This is a genomic window from Halostagnicola bangensis (assembly GCF_054653435.1).
This window is the reverse complement of the sequence record NZ_BAAIGG010000001.1, coordinates 301,484-322,210: the sequence shown is the minus strand read 5'-3', so window position 1 is coordinate 322,210 and position 20,727 is coordinate 301,484. Positions and strand designations below refer to the sequence as shown.

At 61.3% G+C, this 20,727-nt stretch carries 22 protein-coding genes and 1 pseudogene; 16 read left to right on the top strand and 7 right to left on the bottom strand.

Annotation, left to right across the window (positions count from 1 at the left end; translation table 11 throughout):
• The first annotated feature begins 137 nt into the window (after positions 1 to 137).
• The 10 genes from ligA (at position 138) to ACYQ14_RS01470 (ending at position 8,395) form a co-directional block, all read left to right on the top strand.
• Positions 138 to 1,901 (top strand): ATP-dependent DNA ligase LigA, encoded by a 1,764-nt coding sequence (gene ligA / locus ACYQ14_RS01515; protein WP_459884154.1) that lies wholly within the window; start codon positions 138 to 140, stop codon positions 1,899 to 1,901.
• Positions 1,902 to 1,951: 50 nt separating this feature from the next.
• Positions 1,952 to 3,112 carry a histidinol-phosphate transaminase gene (gene hisC / locus ACYQ14_RS01510; RefSeq protein ID WP_459884152.1) on the top strand — a complete coding sequence of 387 codons (1,161 nt, stop codon included), beginning with the start codon at positions 1,952 to 1,954 and terminating at the stop codon, positions 3,110 to 3,112.
• Positions 3,109 to 3,675 carry an adenylate kinase family protein gene (locus tag ACYQ14_RS01505; RefSeq protein ID WP_283838730.1) on the top strand — a complete coding sequence of 189 codons (567 nt, stop codon included), beginning with the start codon at positions 3,109 to 3,111 and terminating at the stop codon, positions 3,673 to 3,675. The genes hisC and ACYQ14_RS01505 overlap by 4 nt, the downstream gene beginning before the upstream one ends.
• Positions 3,672 to 4,286, top strand: a complete 615-nt coding sequence (locus ACYQ14_RS01500) for a CDP-alcohol phosphatidyltransferase family protein (RefSeq protein WP_459884148.1) — start codon at positions 3,672 to 3,674, stop codon at positions 4,284 to 4,286. The genes ACYQ14_RS01505 and ACYQ14_RS01500 overlap by 4 nt, the downstream gene beginning before the upstream one ends.
• Positions 4,287 to 4,371: 85 nt before the next feature.
• On the top strand, positions 4,372 to 4,929 hold the full coding sequence (locus ACYQ14_RS01495) for a multiprotein bridging factor aMBF1 (protein ID WP_345782556.1): 558 nt from the start codon (positions 4,372 to 4,374) through the stop codon (positions 4,927 to 4,929).
• Positions 4,930 to 5,049: 120 nt separating this feature from the next.
• On the top strand, positions 5,050 to 5,694 hold the full coding sequence (gene tpiA, locus ACYQ14_RS01490; protein ID WP_459884146.1) for a triose-phosphate isomerase: 645 nt from the start codon (positions 5,050 to 5,052) through the stop codon (positions 5,692 to 5,694).
• Positions 5,695 to 5,784: 90 nt separating this feature from the next.
• Complete coding sequence (locus tag ACYQ14_RS01485) at positions 5,785 to 6,147, top strand: DUF8159 domain-containing protein (protein WP_283838727.1); 363 nt, start codon at positions 5,785 to 5,787, stop codon at positions 6,145 to 6,147.
• A 183-nt stretch (positions 6,148 to 6,330) separates the two neighbouring features.
• Positions 6,331 to 6,747, top strand: coding sequence for a DUF3054 domain-containing protein (locus tag ACYQ14_RS01480; RefSeq protein WP_459884144.1), 417 nt, complete (start codon positions 6,331 to 6,333; stop codon positions 6,745 to 6,747).
• Positions 6,748 to 7,117: 370 nt separating this feature from the next.
• Complete coding sequence (locus ACYQ14_RS01475; protein ID WP_459884142.1) at positions 7,118 to 7,333, top strand: DUF8015 family protein; 216 nt, start codon at positions 7,118 to 7,120, stop codon at positions 7,331 to 7,333.
• Positions 7,334 to 7,384: 51 nt separating this feature from the next.
• On the top strand, positions 7,385 to 8,395 hold the full coding sequence (locus ACYQ14_RS01470) for an ornithine cyclodeaminase family protein (protein WP_459884140.1): 1,011 nt from the start codon (positions 7,385 to 7,387) through the stop codon (positions 8,393 to 8,395).
• Between the two features lie 192 nt (positions 8,396 to 8,587).
• Here the strand turns inward: ACYQ14_RS01470 and ACYQ14_RS01465 are convergent, their stop codons facing one another.
• Both ACYQ14_RS01465 and ACYQ14_RS01460 read right to left on the bottom strand, forming a co-directional pair.
• On the bottom strand, positions 8,588 to 10,012 hold the full coding sequence (locus ACYQ14_RS01465) for an ACP synthase (RefSeq protein ID WP_459884137.1): 1,425 nt from the start codon (positions 10,010 to 10,012) through the stop codon (positions 8,588 to 8,590).
• The gene (locus ACYQ14_RS01460) at positions 10,009 to 11,205 is read right to left on the bottom strand and encodes a thiolase domain-containing protein (protein WP_459884135.1); all 1,197 of its coding nucleotides are present in this window, start codon (positions 11,203 to 11,205) and stop codon (positions 10,009 to 10,011) included. The genes ACYQ14_RS01465 and ACYQ14_RS01460 overlap by 4 nt, the downstream gene beginning before the upstream one ends.
• A 271-nt stretch (positions 11,206 to 11,476) precedes the next feature.
• Here ACYQ14_RS01460 and ACYQ14_RS01455 point away from each other — a divergent pair, with 271 nt between their 5' ends.
• A complete protein-coding gene (locus tag ACYQ14_RS01455; RefSeq protein ID WP_459884133.1) occupies positions 11,477 to 12,484 on the top strand; it encodes a DHH family phosphoesterase in 1,008 nt (335 codons plus the stop codon).
• Between the two features lie 101 nt (positions 12,485 to 12,585).
• Here the strand turns inward: ACYQ14_RS01455 and ACYQ14_RS01450 are convergent, their stop codons facing one another.
• Positions 12,586 to 13,038, bottom strand: a complete 453-nt coding sequence (locus ACYQ14_RS01450; RefSeq protein ID WP_459884130.1) for an Hsp20/alpha crystallin family protein — start codon at positions 13,036 to 13,038, stop codon at positions 12,586 to 12,588.
• Between the two features lie 143 nt (positions 13,039 to 13,181).
• On the opposite strand from ACYQ14_RS01450, the gene ACYQ14_RS01445 reads away from it, so the two are divergent.
• From ACYQ14_RS01445 to ACYQ14_RS01435, 3 genes are all read left to right on the top strand, one after another.
• On the top strand, positions 13,182 to 13,865 hold the full coding sequence (locus ACYQ14_RS01445) for a type 1 glutamine amidotransferase domain-containing protein (RefSeq protein WP_459884127.1): 684 nt from the start codon (positions 13,182 to 13,184) through the stop codon (positions 13,863 to 13,865).
• 87 nt (positions 13,866 to 13,952) lie between these two features.
• The gene (locus tag ACYQ14_RS01440; RefSeq protein ID WP_459884124.1) at positions 13,953 to 14,192 is read left to right on the top strand and encodes a DUF1918 domain-containing protein; all 240 of its coding nucleotides are present in this window, start codon (positions 13,953 to 13,955) and stop codon (positions 14,190 to 14,192) included.
• A 37-nt stretch (positions 14,193 to 14,229) separates the two neighbouring features.
• Positions 14,230 to 14,673 carry an RNA-binding protein gene (locus ACYQ14_RS01435; protein ID WP_459884186.1) on the top strand — a complete coding sequence of 148 codons (444 nt, stop codon included), beginning with the start codon at positions 14,230 to 14,232 and terminating at the stop codon, positions 14,671 to 14,673.
• Between the two features lie 22 nt (positions 14,674 to 14,695).
• Here the strand turns inward: ACYQ14_RS01435 and ACYQ14_RS01430 are convergent.
• From ACYQ14_RS01430 to ACYQ14_RS01420, 3 genes and pseudogenes are all read right to left on the bottom strand, one after another.
• Positions 14,696 to 14,929 (bottom strand): annotated as a pseudogene (locus ACYQ14_RS01430) (aminotransferase class I/II-fold pyridoxal phosphate-dependent enzyme); the annotation flags it as partial.
• Positions 14,930 to 15,748: 819 nt separating this feature from the next.
• Positions 15,749 to 16,222 carry a helix-turn-helix transcriptional regulator gene (locus ACYQ14_RS01425; RefSeq protein WP_459884121.1) on the bottom strand — a complete coding sequence of 158 codons (474 nt, stop codon included), beginning with the start codon at positions 16,220 to 16,222 and terminating at the stop codon, positions 15,749 to 15,751.
• Between the two features lie 436 nt (positions 16,223 to 16,658).
• The gene (locus tag ACYQ14_RS01420) at positions 16,659 to 17,012 is read right to left on the bottom strand and encodes a hypothetical protein (protein WP_283838885.1); all 354 of its coding nucleotides are present in this window, start codon (positions 17,010 to 17,012) and stop codon (positions 16,659 to 16,661) included.
• A 297-nt stretch (positions 17,013 to 17,309) separates the two neighbouring features.
• On the opposite strand from ACYQ14_RS01420, the gene ACYQ14_RS01415 reads away from it, so the two are divergent.
• On the top strand, positions 17,310 to 18,104 hold the full coding sequence (locus tag ACYQ14_RS01415; RefSeq protein ID WP_459884117.1) for an enoyl-CoA hydratase/isomerase family protein: 795 nt from the start codon (positions 17,310 to 17,312) through the stop codon (positions 18,102 to 18,104).
• A 48-nt stretch (positions 18,105 to 18,152) separates the two neighbouring features.
• Here ACYQ14_RS01415 and ACYQ14_RS01410 read toward each other — a convergent pair whose 3' ends face one another.
• Positions 18,153 to 19,130: an NAD-dependent epimerase/dehydratase family protein gene (locus ACYQ14_RS01410; protein ID WP_459884114.1), complete on the bottom strand. Its 978-nt coding sequence runs from the start codon at positions 19,128 to 19,130 to the stop codon at positions 18,153 to 18,155.
• A gap of 187 nt (positions 19,131 to 19,317) precedes the next feature.
• Here ACYQ14_RS01410 and allB point away from each other — a divergent pair, with 187 nt between their 5' ends.
• The gene (allB, locus tag ACYQ14_RS01405) at positions 19,318 to 20,688 is read left to right on the top strand and encodes an allantoinase AllB (RefSeq protein ID WP_459884112.1); all 1,371 of its coding nucleotides are present in this window, start codon (positions 19,318 to 19,320) and stop codon (positions 20,686 to 20,688) included.
• Positions 20,689 to 20,727: the final 39 nt, after the last annotated feature.

Genomic DNA, 20,727 nt, shown 5'->3' with positions numbered 1-20,727 from the left:
GGTGGGATCTGTTCACACGACCGCGCTCGTTGACCCGATTATCGCTCGCCGACGGGCGACGTTGCGAAGAATTCGTTCGTCGGTCGACCGACGGCCAGTCAATCCGTTTAACACCGTCAGTTACGTAGCCATCGTCGATGGAGTTCGCCACGTTCGCGGATCGCGCCGCCGAGATCGAAGCCGAGCCAGCGGACCTCGAGACCGTCGATCACGTCAGGGCGCTTTTCGAGGAGAGCACGGGGGAAATCTCCGAGGAAGACGGGGCGGATCTCGAGTGCGGGGACGACGAACTCGAGATCGTCGCTCGGTACGTCCAGGGTCGGGTCTTTCCTGCGTGGGAGTCGACGACGCTCGATATCGGTCCCAGTTCGTGTTACGAGGCGATCGCTCGCGCGGCGGGAACGAACGTGGGTCCGGCTGATGTCGAGGATCGATTGGCAGAACTGGGCGAGATCGGCGACGTCGCGGCGAGTTACGAGTACGGCGGTCAGCGGGGTCTTGGGGCGTTCACCGGGGACGCCGGTGGGAACGCGCTCACCGTCCGCGAGGTCGACGAGACGCTCCGCGATCTCGCAGCGGCGGACGGCTCCGGGAGCGCCGACAGGAAGATCGACCTGCTCTTTGGATTGTTCAACCAGTGCTCGAGCGAGGAAGCCAGATACCTCGCCAGGTTGGTCCTCTCGGAGATGCGAATCGGCGTCGGCGAGGGAACCGTTCGGGATGCGATCGCGGCGGCGTTCGACGTCCCGACGGAGCGCGTCGAACGAGCGCTACAGGTCTCGAACGATTACGGACGAGTCGCTCGCGTCGCACGAGACGAGGGGCTCGAGGGACTAGACGCGATGGACCTCGAGGTCGGGCGACCCGTCCAGGCGATGCTCGCCCAGACGGGAACGGTAACCGGCGTGCTTGAGGAGTGGGAGGAAGCCGCCGTCGAGTGGAAGTACGACGGCGCGCGCGTACAACTGCACTACGATCCCGACGGAATCGAGGCGTCGAACGCCGAAACCCGCGTCTTTTCACGAAATATGGAGGACGTGACGACCGCGCTTCCCGAGGTCGTCGAGTTCGCCGAGGAGGAACTCGAGGTACCGGTTATTCTCGACGGAGAGGTCGTCGCCGTGGATGGAGACGGTTCGCCGCTTCCGTTCCAGGAGGTGCTTAAACGCTTCCGGCGGAAACACGACATTGCGAAAGCGCGCGAAGACGTGACGGTCAGGCCCGTCTTCTTCGACTGTTTGCACGCGGAGGGGACGGACTATCTCGAGTCTCCGCTGACGGAGAGACACGGTCGGCTCGTCGAACTGCTCGGGGAAGCGGACGAGCCAGACAGCGACTCGCTCGATGAAATTCAGGGGCTCTCTCTCCTGTGGCGGACCGACGACCCGGACGAAATCGAATCGATCGATGCCGAGGCCCTCGAGTCCGGTCACGAGGGAATCATGCTCAAGGATCCGAACTCGGCGTACTCGCCGGGGCGACGCGGGAAACACTGGCGAAAGCGCAAACCTGACGTCGAGACACTCGATTGCGTTGTGACGGGGGCGGAGTGGGGCGAAGGGCGACGAGCGACGTTTCTGGGAACGTTCGAGCTCTCCGTTCGCAACGGCGATAGCGGGGACTCCCTCGAGACCGTCGGGAAGGTTGCGACGGGGATCACCGACGAAAAGCTGGCCGACCTCACGGAACTCCTCGAGCCCCACGTTCAGACCGAAGAGGGCCAGCGCGTCGAACTCGAGTCCGCGGTCGTTTTCGAGGTCGGGTACGAAGAGATCCAGTCGTCGCCGACGTATTCGTCGGGATACGCGCTTCGCTTCCCGAGATTCCGGAGCGTTCGCCACGATAAGGACCCGGCCGACGCCGATTCGCTCGAGCGCATCGAACGGATCCGGGACGAATAGGATCGAGGCCAGGTAAGCACCCTTAAGAGCCGCCGCGAGAAGGCTGTCGTATGCAACCGCGCGATCTATCCGACCACGTCGCGTATCAGGCCGGTCGGGGGATCGAGGAGGTCGCCCGCGAACTCGGGCGTGATCCCGCCGAATTCATCAAACTGGCCTCCAACGAGAACCCCCACGGGCCCTCGCCCGCAGCCGTCGAGGCGATCCGCGAGACCGCCTCGAGCGTCAATAGCTACCCGAAAGCCGCACACGCGGATCTGACGGAAGTTATCGCCGAGGACTGGGGAGTCGACGACTCGCAGGTGTGGCTCGCCAACGGCGGCGACGGGGCGATCGATTATCTCCACCGAGCGACCCTCAAGCCTGACGACGAGATTCTGGTTCCGGAGCCGGGATTTGCCTACTACGGGATGAGCGCCCGATTCCACCACGGCGACATCAGTACGTACGCGCTCGAGCGAACAGACGACTTTGAACAGACTGCTGAGCCGGTTCTCGAGGCCTACGACGGCGAGCGGGTCGTCTACCTGACCAGCCCGCACAATCCGACGGGTTCGACGATTGATCTCGAGGAAATCGAGCGGGTAGCCGAGGAAACGGGTGACGACACGCTCGTCGTCGTAGACGAGGCCTACGGCGAGTTCGCCGACGTGGAGAGCGCACTCGCGCTGATCGAGGGGAACGACGGATACGACGCTCGAGACGACGTCGCGACCCTGCGGACGTTCTCGAAAGCCTACGGCCTCGCCGGCGTCAGACTCGGGTATGCCATCGTTCCCGAAGAGTGGGGCGACGCGTACGCACGCGTAAACACCCCGTTTGCGGCGAGCGAACTGGCCTGTCGCGCGGGTCTGGCGGCTTTTGACGACGGCGAGCACGTCGATCGAACCGTCGAAACGACGCTCGAGTCGCGCGAGTCCATGCGTGAGAACGTCGAGGCGCACGTCTGGCCGAGCGAGGGTAATTTCGTCCTCATCGCCGTCGGCGACGCCTCGGCGGTGGCCGAAGAAATGCAAGAGCGGGGCGTGATCGTTCGGGACTGCACGAGCTTCGGATTACCGGGCTGTATTCGCATCACCTGCGGTACCGAATCCGAGACCGAACGCGCGGTCGAGACGCTCAATCGGGTGATCGAGGAGTTCGGCCTCCCCGATGGAGCACAAACAGGTGACACCTCCGACACGAACGCCTCGGAGGTGTCGGACACGTGAGGGTCGCCATCACCGGAACGCCCGGAACCGGAAAGACCACCGCGACTGCCGCACTCGAGTCCCGATTCGCCGAATCCGATTCGGACTCGAAGACGGGCGCGGTCTCCGTCGACGGCTCGACGCTCGAGGTCGTCCATCTCAACGAGTTACTCGAGGACGAGGAGTTGTACACGGAGGTTGACGAAGACCGCCAGAGCAAGGTCGCGGATATGGACGCCCTCGAGGCTCGGCTCGAAGGACAGGACGACGTGCTAATCGAATCTCACCTCGCACACCACTTCGAGGCCGATCGTGTCGCCGTGTTGCGCTGTGAACCCGATCTCCTCGAGAAACGTCTCGAAGAGCGCGGCGAGTCACCGGAGAAAGCGAGCGAAAACGCCGAGAGCGAAGCGCTCGATGTCATCCTCGGCGAAGCCGTCGACCGGCACGGTCTCGAGTCGGTGTACGAAATTGATACGACAGACAGCCGGCCTGACGATGTCGCAGACGCGCTCGAGGCGGTCGTTTCTGGTGAGCGAGAACCGGGTGCAGGCGAGGTCGACTTTATGGGGTATCTCACATGACGCTCGATCAATTCAGACCGTACATTTCGCGCTTTCTCGACCCGTTCGTTAAGGGCTTCGATCGAATCGGCATGACGCCGAACAGCGTCAGCGTGCTCGCGTTCGGGATGGCGGCCGCCGCGGCCGCCGCGTTCATGCTCGGCGGACGGGCGGACCCGATCTGGTTCGTCGTTGCGGCGGTACTCGTGTTCGTCAACGGCTGGTTGGATATCGTCGACGGCGCGCTCGCGCGTGAGCAGGGCGTCGCCTCTGCCGGCGGGGACCTGCTCGATCACGTCCTCGATCGGTACGCGGATATCGTCATCATCGCCGGACTGGCAGCCGGCATCGAGCGTTACTTCCTCGGTTTCCTCGCGGTGACGGGCGTCGTGATGACGTCGTATCTCGGAACGCAGGCCCAGGCCGTCGGTCTGGATCGGGTCTACGGCGGACTCGTCGGTCGGGCGGACCGGCTCGCGATCATCGGCATCGTTGGCTTTCTGGCCTACCCGCTGTGGGATATCGCTCCGGCCGACCTCACTGTGATCGGCTGGCTGTTGGTCTTCCTCGCCGTCGTCGGGCACTTCACCGCCCTCCAGCGGTTTTTCTACTCCTGGTCGGCGCTCGATTGAACGTCGATCGACGCCAGGTACCTGTTTCTCTACCAACTCGAGGCTCGCCGCATGGTTTATCACGCACCGGAATATAGAGTCTGCCATGGTTCAGTGCGAAATGTGTGGCGCCGAGACGTCGTCCCCGAAAACGATCAAAGTTGAGGGTGCCAAACTGGACGTGTGTTCGGATTGCACAGATTTCGGCACCGAAGTGAAAACCGGGTCCTCGAGTTCGAGTACGTCGACGAAGTATTCGACGGGGTCGAACGCCGGTAGTTCTTCGAGTTCGAGCGGGCAGTCTTCCGGGTCGGCCTCGAGTTCGAGCACCGCCAGCAGTTCGGGCGGCTCGACCCGAAGGTCGGACATGTTCGACGACATGGACGAAATCGCGACCGACTACGACGACCGGATTCGTCTGGCCCGCGAAAAGGAGGGACTCAGCCAGTCGGAGCTCGCAAACGAACTCAACGAAAAGGCGAGTCTTATCACGAAACTCGAGCGCGGCGACACGCTTCCGACCGACAGCGTCCAGTCGAAACTCGAGAAGTTCCTCAACATTAGCCTCACCGGAGAGGGCGGCTCGAGCGAGGATGCCGACTGGGACGGAGGCTCCTCGAGCGGGAGCTACACGCTCGGTGACGTGGTCAAGCGAAAGGACTGATCGCGCGGGTATCGACGTGGACCCGTCCGATTCCTCGGCAGGTAGCGGTTGACGGCCCACTCGGACCGCCCTCGCACAGTTGTCGAAACCTCTTTCTGTTCTGGCATGCCTGTCTCCGGTATGTTGATCCTCGTCAATCTGAAGACGTATCCGTGTGATCCAGTCGCCGTCGCCGAAGCGGTTCGCGACGTCGACGAGGAAACCGACGCTCGACTCGCTGTCGCTCCCCAGGACGCTCACATAGAGCGGGTTGCGGCAACCGGCGTCGAGACGTGGGCCCAACACGTTGACTCGATCGACTACGGAAGTAATACGGGTCACACGCTGGCGGAATCGGTCGCCGAAGCGGGAGCCGAGGGAGCGCTGATCAATCACTCCGAGAACCGACTGAAGCTCGCGGATATCGACGGCTCGGTTCGGGCCGCCGAACGTGCGGGCCTCGAGACGATCGTTTGTGCGAACAATCCGGCACAGATCGGTGCGAGCGCGGCGCTCGGCCCGGACGCCGTCGCGGTCGAGCCGCCGGAACTCATCGGAACCGGGACGCCGGTCAGTCAAGCGGATCCCGATATCGTCGAGGATGCCGTCGAGGCCGCCAGCGGCGTCGATGACGACGTTTCGGTCCTCTGCGGTGCGGGAATCAGCACCGGCGACGACGTCGTTTCTGCGGGCGAACTCGGCGCGGAAGGCGTCTTGCTCGCCAGCGGCGTCGCGAAGGCGGACGACCCCGAGGCGGCGCTCGAGGACCTCGTCGATCCGCTGTAACGCCGAACCGGGTGAGGACTTGGTCCCCACCCGTCTCGCACCCGCAGTTTCGTGCTTACCCTTTTCGTGCTCGCTCGCAAACGCCCGGTAATGAGCGAGGACCGTCCCGTTTCCGTGAGTCTCGAGAACCGATTGATGAGCAACGGCTACTACGTCACGGCGTACGAAGAGACTGCAGATCGAATCACGCTGACATACGAGGCGGTTAGCGAATCGGAGACGGTAACTAGTCACGAAGTCGGCGTGGTCGTCCGGACGCTACTCGCTATCGAAGACGAACGCGACGACTGGGAGCCGGGACGGCTCGAGGTGACCTCGACGACGACCGACGGTGCCGTTCGCGGCCACTGGCACGTCGAAGAGGCGTGGTTTCGGGGGCTCTCGGAGGGGTTGTCGGCACCCGAATTTTCCGAGCGCGTGCTCGAAACGATACGGGCTCCGTCTCAGGAGTAGGTCACGGCTCGAGAGAGGGTGGCGTCACTGCTGAGATGTTTGTTGTCTCGCGTAGTCCGTCCGTTAGCACGGAATACGCAAGGCGAAGTGTGCGATAGCCTCGGATCGGATTCGCCGCCGCAAGCTGTTTGTGTAGTGGTGGAAATCGGGTAACACAATAAGGGCGGGAATTGTAGCATATTCATGAGCACGAGAACTCGATTTGGAGACGTTGCCGGCGGTTTCACGCGCGAAGGGGTCGGTCTCGGCGTCGTCGATATCGCGCTCCTGTCCGGGCTCGTCACGTACGGACACCTTCACCACGGCGGCAACCCGCTGGCGAACCCGCTCGGAGCGGTCGAGGCTATCGTTCCGTTTCTTATCGGGTGGGTCCTCGTCTCGATGTTGGCGGGACTATACACAAGAGGTGTGTACGCCGATCCGGCTCGAGTTGCCCGGTACGCGACCCTCTGTTGGATCGCTGCGGCAAACCTCGGGTTGATTATCCGGTCTTCGCCCCTGTTCGACGGCGGCGCAGCGTACCCGTTCAACCTGGTGATCACCGGTACGGGCCTCGTGGTCTTCGTACTCTGGCGGACCGCGTTCGCCGTGAGCAGGTGAATGCCGCGACCGGGGGACGAGTCGGGGCCGATCCTTCTCATATTTGAATAAAGACACATCAAATTATAATTAATTGGATGGCTCGAGAGACGAGCGGAGCGTCTGGTTCGACAGCTATTGAGGATCCCTTTCGCTACTAGTACCGAAGCCGGCTTCGTACGGCGATTAGATGCAAATTAAACAGCGATATAATGTGTGGGTAGTTGTCTAATAGCATACTTATATCGAGAATGTACTATCTTGTGTCGGAGTATGTTATCTCCATAAGTTATGAGAACGTGCTGAAACAGATCCGTGTCTGAAACAAGTCCAGTATCAAGCGATTATGAGAAACACTTATATTACTATTCCACATACGTTAGAATACATTATGACTGGATACTACGACATTGTTCTCGGCCTCATCCCAGTCGCACTGCTCGGGATCACCGCAGCCCTCACCGTCGTTGGGATCTCCCCGAGCGCAGCGATACCGATCGGTTCGCTCGTCGCGATGGCGCTTATCGGTCACGCGATGTTCGTCAACGCCCCGGTCGACTCCACGGACGAAACCGGAACGACGCGACCGCCGATCAACGCTGACTGAACGCGACGCTGTCTCCCTGTCTTTTTCTCTCCTGGTCGCTATGGGTCATGTATGACCGATACACTGTTTCTCTCGAGCGATGATGTCTCCGGGCTCGCAACACCGGAAGCGTACGTCCAAGCCGTCAGAGAAGGGTACCGTCAGGTCGGGAACGGCGCGTCCGCCGATCCCCGTTCGGCGTACTTCCGCACCGATCCCGACGGTATGTTCACCGAGTATGGCGCCCTGCTGCCCGAAACTGGAGCGATGGGCGGGTATATGTACAGTGCGGGTTTCTCGACTGAAGACGCGTGGTTTATGACGCCGCTGTTCGACGCCGAATCGGGCGAACCGCTTGCAGTGCTCGACGGGGCGAGCATGAACCCGTTCAAAACCGGTGCCGCCGGAGCCGTCGCGGTCGATTATCTCGCACGAGAGGACGCCACGACGCTTGCAGTCATCGGAACCGGCTCGCAGGCCCGCGGACAGCTCCACGCCACGGCGACCGTTCGCGAGTTCACCGACGTTCGCGTCTACTCGCCGACTCGAGAAAACCGGGAGTCGTTCGCCGAGGAGTTCGACGATTCCCTCGAGGCGTCGGTCACGGCCGTCTCCTCGAGCGAGGACGCCGTCTCCGGTGCGGACGTCGTGATCACGGCGACGACGGCGACGGATCCGGTGTTCGACGGCGAGCACCTCGATCCCGGGACGCATGTGACCGCGATGGGCCAGTACGATCCGAACAAACGGGAACTGGACGCGACGACCATCGAACGCGCGACCTACGTTCCCGACCTTCGCGAGCGAGTAACCCAGGATGCGGGATCGTTCATCGCCGCGCTCGAGGCGGACCGCGTTTCGGCGGATCACGTTCACGCCGAACTCGGCGACGTGGTCGCGGGCGCCGAACCCGGGCGGACGTCCGACGACGAGATAACCGTCTTCGACAGCGGGGGAACGGGGATCGAAACGGTCGCTGCGGCGTCGTTGCTGTACGAACGAGCGCTCGAAAACGACCTCGGCACGAAAATTTCGTTCGCACCGGCGAGCGAAGCGCTGACGGGTCGACTCGACTCCCAGTAGCTCGACATCCTCCGCAGACGACTACAAAAAGGCCAATACGGCCTACGTTGGGTGCCCCCGCTGGTGACAGCGGCGTGGCAGTCGTCCTGGAACGCCCAGTGGTGACGACATCCACCCCGCAGAGGGTACTCTGGTGCAATCCCATTTCAACCTTATCGCCAGTTCGGAACGCTAATGAGGGGCGGAAATCACTCAAGCGGTCTCGAGCGGCCGAATCTTGAATCCATATCGAGTCACGCCCTCCTGCGTGTAGATTCGGCGAATCGTCGTCTCGACTCGGTCTCCGACCTCGAGCGTTGATGGATCGGCGTCGGTTCCCATCGCGGGGAGACATACCCTTTCGCCGCCAACCTCGAAGGCGACGATCGCCGCGGCGTAATCGCCCGACTGGGCCTGCTGTTCAGCGAACTCGGGCGGCGCTCCGCCCTGTGAAATCGTCGTTACTGCCTCGATCGTCCCCTCTCTCGGGAGCTGTACCGGGTCGTACTCGCCGAGGAAATTACAGGATCGACAGGCACCTTCGGGTGGGAACTCGAGCGACCCACACTCCGGACACCGTCCCGCTTCGCGTCGATACCGCTGTGGGATCGACCGCTGCCAGGCAGGGACGCTGACGTAGGCACCGCCGCCTGAGGGCGGCCCCGAGGTGACGACACCGCGTTGGCGCAGATATGCCGCGTAGGAAAGCGGCGTTTCGCCGCCGAGATCGAGCGTCGTCGGAACCTCGCTCGGGTTCTCGATCACGAACGCGTCGGCCCCTGCGCCGCTTCCGTGGGAAACGGCGAGGATCGTTTCGTAGCCGTTATCGAGGGCTTTAGCGACCGAAATTGGGACGCTCGCCGCCCCGAGATCGCCGAGGTCGTGAACCGTCGCGGCGGCTCGAATGTCGTCCGTCTCCACGCCCGCTGGCCCACTCGAGCGGTAGGGGAGTTTCCCGTCGGGTGCCTGAATCGCGGCGGCCGACGGCGACCACGTTTCTTCGAGTCCGTCGACAGCGCCGCCGATCGTCTCGGTAAACGCGTGTCGGTCGTATTGGGTCACGCCGAGCTCGTCGATAGTCTCCGAGCCGGATTCGCGAAAGCGGGTCCCGGGAAACGCACGGGCGTACTCTGCCCGGTCGACGATCCGTGCGGGACCGTCGTGCTCGAGGACGAACGCCGCTGCGCCGGCACCAGCAGCGTGGTCGATAGCGTCGTCCGGTTCGCCGCGGGGCGCGTCGGCGGCGACGATCAGCGCGCGCTCCGCGCCGGCTTGCACGGCGTCCATGCCCGCCCACAGCGCGCGTGTTCCCGCTCGCGTGCTCGACGTGAACACGTGTCTCGTCGTCCCGGACTCGAGCGCGATCATCGCGCCGAGGCGTGCAGTTAGATCCTCCTCGGCGACCGGCGGCCGGGAGGTCCCGAAGCCGAGCCAGTCGATCGACTCGGGGTCGACGTCGCCGACCTCGAGCGCCCTCGTCGCGGCTTCGTAGGCCATGGTCAGTGCGTCCTCGTCCGCTGCAGCGACCGCCTTCTGGTTCACGCCCGAGGCCTGGAACTGGCCCCACGCGTCGGAAAACTCCTCGGCGGTGATTCGAAACCGCGGGGTGTAGGTACCAATCGCGGAAATGCCGGTCATGCTTGCACCCCCGATTCGCCTCCCGATTCGCCTTCCTTCTCGAAGATGTGAACCACCGCAGCACCACCGCTCCCGCCCACGTTGTGGGTGAGTCCGCGAGTCGCGCCCTCGACCTGTCGCTCGCCGGCGGTTCCGGTCAGTTGTTTGTACGCCTCGACGACCTGCCCGGCACCCGTCGCGCCGATGGGGTGGCCCTTGGATTTGAGGCCTCCCGAGGTGTTCACCGGAAGCTCGCCGCCGAGTTCGGTCGTTCCGGACTCAACCAGGGAGCCGGCTTCACCGCGTTCGCAAAAGCCGAGGTCTTCGTAGGCCAGCAGTTCCGCGATGGCAAAGCAGTCGTGAACCTCCGCGAAGTCGAGGTCGTCGGGACCGACGCCCGCCGTCTGGTAGGCGGCGTCGGCGGCTCGTTCGCTAGCCGGAACGCGGGTATATTCTTCGCGCTCGAAGAGTCCGACCGAATCGCTTCCGGCTCCGACGCCGGCAACCCGAATCGGCTCGTCGGTGTACTCGGAAACGACGTCTTCGCTGACGATCAGCGCGCAGGCGGCCCCGTCGGAGGTCGGACAGCAGTGATAGAGGTTCAACGGATCGGCGACGACCGGGGCTTCCATCGCATCCTCGAGCGAACACTCGAACCCGAGCTGGGCGTGGGGGTTTCTGGCTCCGTTCGCGTGATTCTTGACGGCGACTCGAGAGAGCTGTTCGCGCGTCGTTCCGTAGCGGTCCATGTGGACGCTGGCCATCTGCGCGTAGACGCCGGAGAACGTCGTGCCCGAGAGGCGCTCCCATTCGGTCTCACCCGAGACGCCGAGCCAGTACTTCGTCGCGTCGGAGCTCATGTCGGACATCACCTCGAAGCCGCTCGCGAGGACGACGTCCGCCATCCCGGACTTGACAGCCTGGACGGCGCTGCGAACGGAAAAGCCGCTCGCGGCGCAGGCGTTTTCGACGCGCGTACAGGGAACGCCCTCGAGCCCGACGTGTTCGGTCACGGCGGGCCCCGAGAGCCCGAGTTGGCGCCCGCCGACGCCGAGGGTCCCGACGAACGCCTCGTCGATGGCCGACTTCTCGAGTCCTTTCGGAACGCTCTCGAGGGCCGACTCGAACGCCGTTCGGAACAGCGACCTGTAACTCTCTTCGGGGAACGCCCCGTAGTCCGATTGTCCGGCACCGACGAGGTACGCGTCTGACATAGAAGTGGCTGGGAGACCCGACGTAAAATAATTATATAATCTCAGTAGACAATGATAGGGGGACGCTGAATCAGTCCTTCGGGTGAATTGTTCCCGTCGTGGGAGAGAAATATATTCTGTCTGGTATGTTCCCGTAGTCGAGAGATACGCGTCGGGTGGAAAGGACAGGACAATCATACCATCTTATTCCAGCTTTCAATCGCGGATTTCTCGAGAATACGCGTTCCCTCCCGACACGACTTACAAGCCCCTCGTGTCCGTAGGATTAGGTATGTCTCGAGCGGAGGAGTTAGGGAACACTCTCGAGGAGATGGATTCGCTCACCATCGTCTGTCACGACAATCCGGATCCGGACTGTCTCGCGAGCGCCCTCGCACTGAAACGGATCGCACGGGCGCAGGAACTTTCCGAGATCGATATCGTATACGGTGGCGAGATCTCCCACCAGCAGAATCGAGCGTTCGTAAACATGCTCAACGTCGGGATCGAACCGTTGAGAGAGGTGTCGATGGCCGAGGACGATTGCCTGGCGTTCGTCGACCACTCGGTACCGGGCAGGAACACGCAGCTCCCGAAGGCGATCGAACCGGACATCGTCGTCGATCACCACCCGGACGGCGACGTCGACGCGAGGTTCGTGGATATTCGGACGAATTACGGAGCGACGGCGACGATATTCGTCGAGTACTGTTTCGACCTCGAACTGTCGATTTCGACCCGGCTGGCCTCGGCCCTGTTGTTCGCACTGCATCGAGAGCGCCTCGACTTCGTACGTGAGCCGACCGAACGAGAGTACGAGGCGGCACTGGCCGTGTATCCGGAGGCCGATCTCGAGATGTTAGAACAACTGTATGGAAGCGCCTTCTCTCCAGCGACGATCGACGCAATTGGGCACGCGATTTCGACGCGCACGCGGCGCGGATCGTCGCTGGCCGCGGGCGTCGGGCGAACCTCTGAGACCGATGCCCTCCCCCAGGCGGCCGACTACCTGCTCAACCTCGAGGGTGTCGATACCGTGCTGGTTTACGGAATCGTCGACGGCACGATACGAATGAGTGCGAGATCTATCGATCCGCGCATACAGGCCGGTAAAACGTTGATGAAGGCGTTCGGAGAGCTCGGAACGGTCGGGGGCCACCACGACATGGCCGGCGGTCACATCGACCTCGGTCTGTTCGCCGATGTCGCGGGAGACGAAAACGAACTGCTCGAGTTCGCCAGCACTCGCCTCGAGAAGCGGTTTTTCGATGCGCTCAACCTCAACGGGAGCGGTGAGTAACGCTATTCGAGCGAACGAAGCGGTTCACATATCCGAACGTTTCAGCGGATGTCGACCCAGAATACTGACCCGGACCTCCGTCGAATGCCGGCTTGTCTACTTCACTCGATGTCGATCGAGTGAGCCGCTTCGTCCGGCTCGAGCTTCGGCAGGTGGATCGTCAGAACGCCGTTGTTAAGCTGTGCGTCGACAGCCTCGGCGTCGACGGGATCAGGAAGGGTGAGCTGTCGACTGAACGATCGAGTCTGGCGCTCGCGCCGAAGGTAGGTCTCCTCCGACTCGTCGATTTCGTGTTCGCGTTCGCCGTCAATAGACAGCTTCCGCTTGGTCAATCGGACGTCGATATCGTCCTGTTCGAATCCGGGAACGTCGACGACAACGACGAATTCGTCGCCGCTATCGGTCATATCGATTCCCGTCTCCGGCGACCCGACGCTCATACCGAAGCGTTCCGGATTCATCTCGGTCGCGCGCTCGCTGGAGCGCTTTGCCGACTGTAACTGACGGGTCAATCGCTCGAGCAGTTCTTCGAACGGATTCGTTCGCTTTGACATATGACACTCTAGGACGCCGACGGCGAAAAAGCCCACTCTCGGCAGTCGTGACCGTTCGCTATCGAAATAGGTCGGAAAGGGCGATTGCGGCAGAACCGAGGGGTTGGACGGCCGTTAATGTGCTGGGGCCCGTACTCAAGCGTATGACTCGAGCACTGTTTGTCGTCAGCGAGGAAGGCTACTGGGGAGAAGAATGCATCGAGCCGCTCGAGACGCTCTCCGAGGCCGGGGTCGAGATCACGGTCGCGACCCCGACGGGCGGACCGCCACGGATCGACGAGCGCTCGGCGGACCCAGAACAGGTCGGCGAGGAGACCGCCGAGCACGTGATGGAGGTCCACGAGAGCGACGAGCGACTGAACGATCCCATTCCGCTCGCGAAGGCGCGAGCGGGCGAGTACGACGCCGTTGTCTTCCCCGGCGGCCACGGAGCCGAGTGGGATATCAACCAGGATAAACACGCTCGCGCGCTCTTGCGGGAGACGATCGAGGGCGACGGAAAGGCGCTTGTCGTCTGTCACGCCGTCGCGATCCTCGCGTTCGCTCGAGACAGCCACGGGGCGTTTATCGTTCACGATCGCGACGTGACCGGGTTCCCGAACGAGTGGGAGGAAGGAATCGTCGACGACGCAGATCTACTGGCCGACGGTCGAAAGCTTCCCTACTGGGTCGAAGACGAGGTGGTCGCCGCGGGCGGTAACTGGGACGCCGAACTCGAGTCGGACACGAGCGTCACCGTCGACGGCGACCTGATCACCGCTCGAGGTCCCGGCTCCTCGAGTGCGGCCGGAGATACGCTGGTCGAAGAACTCGGGATCGAAGCCTAACCGACGCCACGAGGGGTTTCGAAGTTCCACGTCAACCACCCGAATCGAATCAGTCCCTTTTTACGCAATGGCGGGGAAGAGCGAGCTATGAGCTTCGAGGAAGACGACCACGTCGTGCTACACGACAAACACAGCGAATTCGACGGCGAAGTTGGCACGATCACTCAGACGATGGAATCCATGTTCGGCGACGTTACCTACACGATCAGCTTCGAAGACGGCCAGGAGTCCGGCGTTCCCGAAGACGCCCTCGAGGCCGCTCCCGAGGACGCCGACGCGGACGATGACGCCGACGCAGACGACGACGCCGACGCGGACGACGAGTAATCGAACCACTAACTACGCCCGTTCTCTCACCGGACTGATGCCAAAAATCCCGCTTCACTACGTTGATCTGCGAACGTTCTGTTACGCCACCGAAGACGAAAAACGCGTCGAGGAGGCCTTGCGAACGTTCCTCCCCGAAGAGTTCGAACTCGAGCGCGTCGAGAGCGAAGGCCACTACGGCGATCGCATCCTCGTCCTTTCGGCGCGGGCCGAAAACGCCGACGACGTTCGGCACGTCCTCTCGAGACTCACCGATCTCGAGGATTTCGACGGACTGATCGACGAACTCGACCAGCGGGTCACTGAAAACACCGAACTCTATCTCACGCTCGACAAGCAGGCCGCGTTCAGCGGCGAGAGCCGACTCGGCGACGGAATAACGTTCCGCGCGAAAGTCGAAGCATATCCCGCGAAAAAGGAGGCCGCCGTCGAGAACGCCCAGGAGGTCCTCGAACGACTCGAGGACGAAGACGTTCAGTAACAACTCCGGATACGGGACCCGATTATTGGACCGCTCGAGTCGCTGCGTCGATACTCTCCAGCGCTTCTTTCAGTTCCTCCATGCCGGTCGCGTAGGAGAGCCGCGCGTAGCCGTCGCCGTTCGCGCCGAAGGCGTCGCCGGGGACGACGATCACGTCCCGGTCGAGCACCTCCTCGCACCAGCCTTCGGGGACCTTTGGCATGACGTAGAACGCGCCCGAGGGTTTCGGAACCTCGAGTCCGGCGTCCTCGAGGTCGGTATCGTCAACGTCCCCGTTATCGTCGACCGGGGCATCGTCGTTGTCGTAGTCGTCGGCGTCGTCGTTATCGTAGTCGTCAGCGTTGTCGTTATCGTAGTCGTCAACGTCCCCGTTATCGTCGACCGGGGCATCGTCGTTGTCGTAGTCGTCGGCGTCGTCGTTATCGTAGTCGTTATCGTCGACACCGTTGAAATCGTCGTCCATCTCGTCGGCGTGGTCACCGACTGAGTGGATCGAACTCTCTTCGATCGTTATCGTGAGGTCCTCGACGGTGTGCGTTACATCGACGTCGTCGTACTCGGCATCATCGTCAGCCATTCCGACACCGTCGTCGTCAACGGGTGCGTCCATCATGTCGTCGTCATCGAAGACGACGTAGACGGTCGCCTCTTCGATCGTGACCGTCATCGAGTCATCCGTTACCGGATCGTCCTCGATCGGATCGTCTTCAGGTCCGTCATCGACGGGATCATCCTCCGTGTCGTCTGCTACGCCGTTGTCTGTCGGCTCATCAGCTGTTTCGTCTTCCGGTTGGTCCGCCTCGATTTCATCGTCGGGTGCGTCCTCTTGCGTGACGGTCTCGGATGGTGACGCTCCTGCCACCATCGCCCCGCTCGAGACCACGAGCATCAGCGCTGTTACCACGACGAGTAGTTGATTGCGTACGTTCATGTCTGTGCCTGGAAGGCATTGAGAAATCGGTAGTTCGAGGCATAAACCGAAGCAACCTTTCCGGTGAGAAATTCGTCAATACGGGCAAACAAACCACTCAGCGGTCGACTCGGAACGAGAAAACGGGTAATTATTGTTGAAACATCACGAATTGTTCGAGCTGTCGGTCGACTTCGACGCCGTTGGCTCGTGACCGGGGAGACAAACTAGATTCTCTCTACCGAGTCGGAGTTTGGTAATCTCTTCGTCATCCTCGAGTTCAGCCAGAAGCCGGCTTACTTTTGCTTTCGACCATTCGACCGAGTTGACGATTTCCGACTGTTTCATGCGGCCACCGTTTTCGTCGACAAGCTCGCAGACCTTCTCTCGGTCCGTTTTGAACTCCTGTCGTTCAGTGGGCGGCTTTCCCGATCCCGTACTGTCGTTGTGCAACCGGTTTTTAATGAGGAGGGTTCCCCCGAGAGCGACGAGTACCACCATTGCGGCGGCCGCGACGAGTTGCGTACTCCACTCGAGTTGGAGGATCTGGACCGTGCCGCTGTCGACCTCGAGTTCGGGAATTTGCCATCCCAGCGCGATGAGAGAGGCTGCTGTGGAAACTGGGGCATCAGTGGTCATTGCTGTGGCCAGGGTCGATAATCGTTCACCGTCGATACCTCCCACGTCATGGTGCTACAAAGTAATTTTTATAAATCATATTCTGTTATTGGGTTAGTTATATGTGATTGTGTAATTCTACGCGACTTCGGTAACCGACTTCTCGAGATAGGCTGTTGTGTAGTCGAGATGCACTGTTGTGTAGCTGTCTACGCTCGAGTAGTCGCGCCATCCGGTTCGAGTGACGATATCGGTCCGAATAAACTGGGCTGGACGTTTGAGACTATTAGCGCAGGTTCACTTCGAATTTGAGTCGGTAATATCACACTCTGTTGGGTAGTCCAACTGCGTTACTGGTAGCGGCTGATCGATACTGCTTCTCCGGATTTACGCGGTCGAAATCGATTGTTGAATCGGCGTAGGGAGTGCGAACGGCCCCAGCCAGTGCCCGGTCCGGTTAGACGCCGGGGACACCGACGGCATCGAATCCGGTCACGCCCAGAATGGCGAGGACGTACAGGACGATTAGGACGGACGCCCACGCGATTATCGTGATCGCTGCTGCCTGAACCCATCCGCCGGGGTATCGTGCGTTGACCACGGCAAGGTATGCAACGAGCACGAGCAACGGGCCGAGCAGGGGAATCCACCCAAAGAAGAACCCGACGACTCCCCAGACGATTGCTCCGAGCAACGCGGTGACGATCGCGTAGGTGTAGTCTTCCGTATCGACGATGACCCGTGCGCCGACGTATATTCCGACCGCCCCGATCAGGAGACTCACGATGAACACGATCAAGCTGTCGATCATAGGAGACTGGAAGGCATCCGACACCGTTAGTTATCACTCACTTACAACGACTGGTATCGGGTTTAACACCGGAGTGGAGTTTTCTCCGTCGACTGTGGCGATCTTCCTTGAATCGAAATATCATTGTTCTTGCGGAACGAACGTCGTTCTTTATTGGGGGTACACCCGGAAGGTATTCCCCTGCTAGCAATCCGTATTCTGTCACTATTTGACTCCGTGCACTAACGCGTTCGTTGTCATGCTCTTCTCACTGTCTCGAACAGTAACGATATACGTATACACGGCGATGCGAACGATATGCAACCGGATTTCGAGACGACCGAAGTGACGTTCGAGACGGACACAGGGATCGGTCACGTTCTGCTGGATCGGCCGGACTCGCTCAATGCACTGAGCGATCAATTACGCGAAGATCTCATCGGCGGACTGGAATATCTCGAGTCGTTCAACGACGGTGCCGACGAAATCGTCCTTCGCGCCGTCGTCCTCGAAGGGGCGGGCGAAAATTTCTGCGCCGGTGCCGATATCAACGAGTTCAGCGAATCGACTCCCGGCCGAAGTTCCGAGCGAACACACTACGATGTCATCACGGATTTTCCGGTTCCGGTGATCGCGAAGATTCAGGGGTACTGTCTCGGGGGCGGACTCGAGACCGCCCTGGCCTGTGACGTTCGCATCGCTCACGAGGAGAGTCGATTCGCGTTCCCGGAAGTTGACCTCGGAATTATCCCCGGTGCGGGTGGTGTTCAGTACACGAGTCGGCTCGCAAATCCGGCGGCGGCGATGGAGCTGGCGATGACCGGTGAGCACGTTTCGGCCTCGAAAGCGGCCGACCTCGGTATCGTCAATCGGACGTACGGCGACGACTTCGAGGACGAAACGCGAGCGTTTGCCGAAACCATCGCGTCGAAACCGCCGCTTGCGGTCCAGGCGATCAAAGAGTCGGCGACGCTAGCTACCCAGACCGGTCTGCAGGAGGGCCGACGGTACGATCGCCAGCGGTTCGACTCACTCCTCGAGACCGAGGATCACGAAAAGGGAGCACGCGCCTTTGCGGACGACGAGTACGAACCGGAATTTACCGGCCGCTGAGGCGGGAATCAACCGCACTAGTTGAGAGGGAGTTCGAGTTAGCGGGCTTTATCCCCTCGAGTCGATCGACGGGAGCTTGACTTCGTCGTCCACCGCGGATTCGATCGGTTCGGCAGTGCCGAGTGACTGAATCCCCGCCTCGAGAGAGATGCGCGGTTCGAACCCGAGTTGTTTGGACGCTTTCGAGATATCGGCCTGACTGTGGCGGACGTCTCCCGCGCGCGGCGGTTCGTGGACGATCGTCGAGTTGCTGTCGGTGACTTCGCGAATAATCTCTGCGAGTTCGAGGATCGTCGCCGATTTCCCGGTACCGATATTGTACGCCTCCCCGGTTCGATCCGTCGTCGCGGCGAGGAGATTAGCGTGGACTACGTCGCTGACGTGGACGAAGTCTCGAGTCTGCTCACCGTCACCGTCGATCGTCAGCGGGTCGCCTTCTTGTGCTTGCTCGAGGAACGTCGAGATGACGCCGCTATAGGGTCCCTGTTGACGCGGTCCGTAAACGTTGAAGTACCGTAGCGCGACCGCGGGAAGGTCGTAGAGTTCGTCGTACAACCGCGCGTACTGGTCGATTGCGAGTTTCTGGATGCCGTAGGGAGATGTCGGATCCGGTGGCGTTCGTTCCGAAACGGGGAGTTCGTTCGGATGGCCGTATATCGCCGCGCTCGAGGCCAGAACCACCCGCGCGTCTTCCTGTCGGGCTTGCTCTAGAATAAGGACGGTCGAATCGAGGTTCGTCTGGTTGCTCGTTCTGGGGTCGTCGACGCTCTGAGTAACGCTCACAAGGGCGGCCTGGTGAAAGATGATGTCGACGCCGCGAGCGGCCTCCTGTAGCGCGATCGGATCACCGATATCGCCCTCGATAGTCTGCACCTCGTCCGGGAGATTCCGTCGGTGCCCGGTCGAGAAGTCGTCGAGCACGCGAACGTCGTTGTGGGGGACCAGTGCGTCGGCGATGTGACTACCGATGAAACCCGCGCCACCGGTGACGAGGATCGTCTGATCGCGAATCGTTGGCGAGTTCATTGGCCCAACGGTGTATGTACTGTCCGTTTAGTATGCCAAACATACCGCGCGGTAACCCCGTCCTACCCGCAATCTCTGGAATATGTGCCCATTTTCGACCGACCTTCGCGGCGGATTTGGACGCGGTTCATCGAATTTTCGCCCCTCAACAGAAGCTATATCCGCACCTGACCGAAACATGTACGCAATGACCGTCGATCTCGTGGTGGAAAACAGCACCGTCGTGACATCGACAGGCCGTGTCGCGGACGCCGGCGTCGCCGTGGATAACGGCACGATCGTCGCCGTCGGTCACAGTCGGTCGCTCCCCGAAGGCGATAACGTCCTCGACGCAGATGGCAACGTGTTAGTTCCGGGAATCGTCGATTGTCACATTCACAACCGCGAACCGGGACTCGAGTACAAAGAAGACTGGGAGTCTGCGACCCGTTCCGCGGCGGCGGGCGGGGTGACGACGGTCGTCGGGATGCCCAATACGGATCCGATTATCGATCGACCGGAGCGACTCGAGCTAAAGTACGACCGCGGAGAGGCATCCGCCTACGTTGATTTCCAAAGCTACGCCGTGATCACATCCGAAAACCTCGACCGCATCCCCGAACTCGACGACGCTGGGGTACTCGGATACAAGATTTTCCTCGGATCGACAGTCGGCGACGTTCCGCCGCCGTCGGACGGTGAAGTACTCGAGGCGATGAAACGGATCGCGGAGACGGGCAAACGACTCGGTTTCCACGAGGAAAACGACGAGATCATCGAGTACTACGAGCGGGAGTTCAAAGCGGCCGGAAAGAACGACCCGATCCATCACTCTCACTCCCGGCCGGTCGTCGCCGAACGCGAGGCGATCGAGCGAACGATTACTTTCGCCGAGGAGACCGGTGCGAAGATTCACATGTATCACGTTTCGTCTGGCACCGGTGTGCAAGCCGTGGCACGAGGGAAGGCCCGCGGCGTGGACGTAACCGCGGAGACGACGCCGCACTATCTCTGGTTTACCGAGGACGTCATGCACGAGAAGGGCAACGTCGCCAGAATCCAGCCGCCGATCCGAGAAGAGGGCGAACGACAGAAACTCTGGGATATCGGTATGGACGGCGGAGCGATCGATTTCGTCGCGACCGACCACGCCCCCCACACCGACGAAGAGAAGATGGTCGACGATCCGTTCGGAAACACGTGGGACTCGATTTCCGGATTCGTCGGTCTCGAGACCGAAGTGCCGGCGATGCTCACCTTCGTCGACGAGGGGCGGCTGACCCTCGAGGAGTGGGTTCACCGCCATTCGACGCGCCCGGCTCAGGTCTGGGGGATGTACCCACAGAAAGGGTCGCTTCAGGTCGGTACCGACGCCGACTTTACGGTCGTCGATCCGGGACACGAGTGGACACTCGATGACCGGAACGCGCTACACTCGAAATCACGCGTAACACCGTTTGAGGGCGAAACGTTCACCGGAAAGCCGGTGTCGACGGTTGTCCGCGGAGCGGTGGTCTACGATGACGGCATCGTCGGAGAACCTGGGTACGGAACTCGAGTCGACGTTGACGGGACATAGCTTCCCAGTCGGTGATTCTTGGACCAACCACGTTCGGAC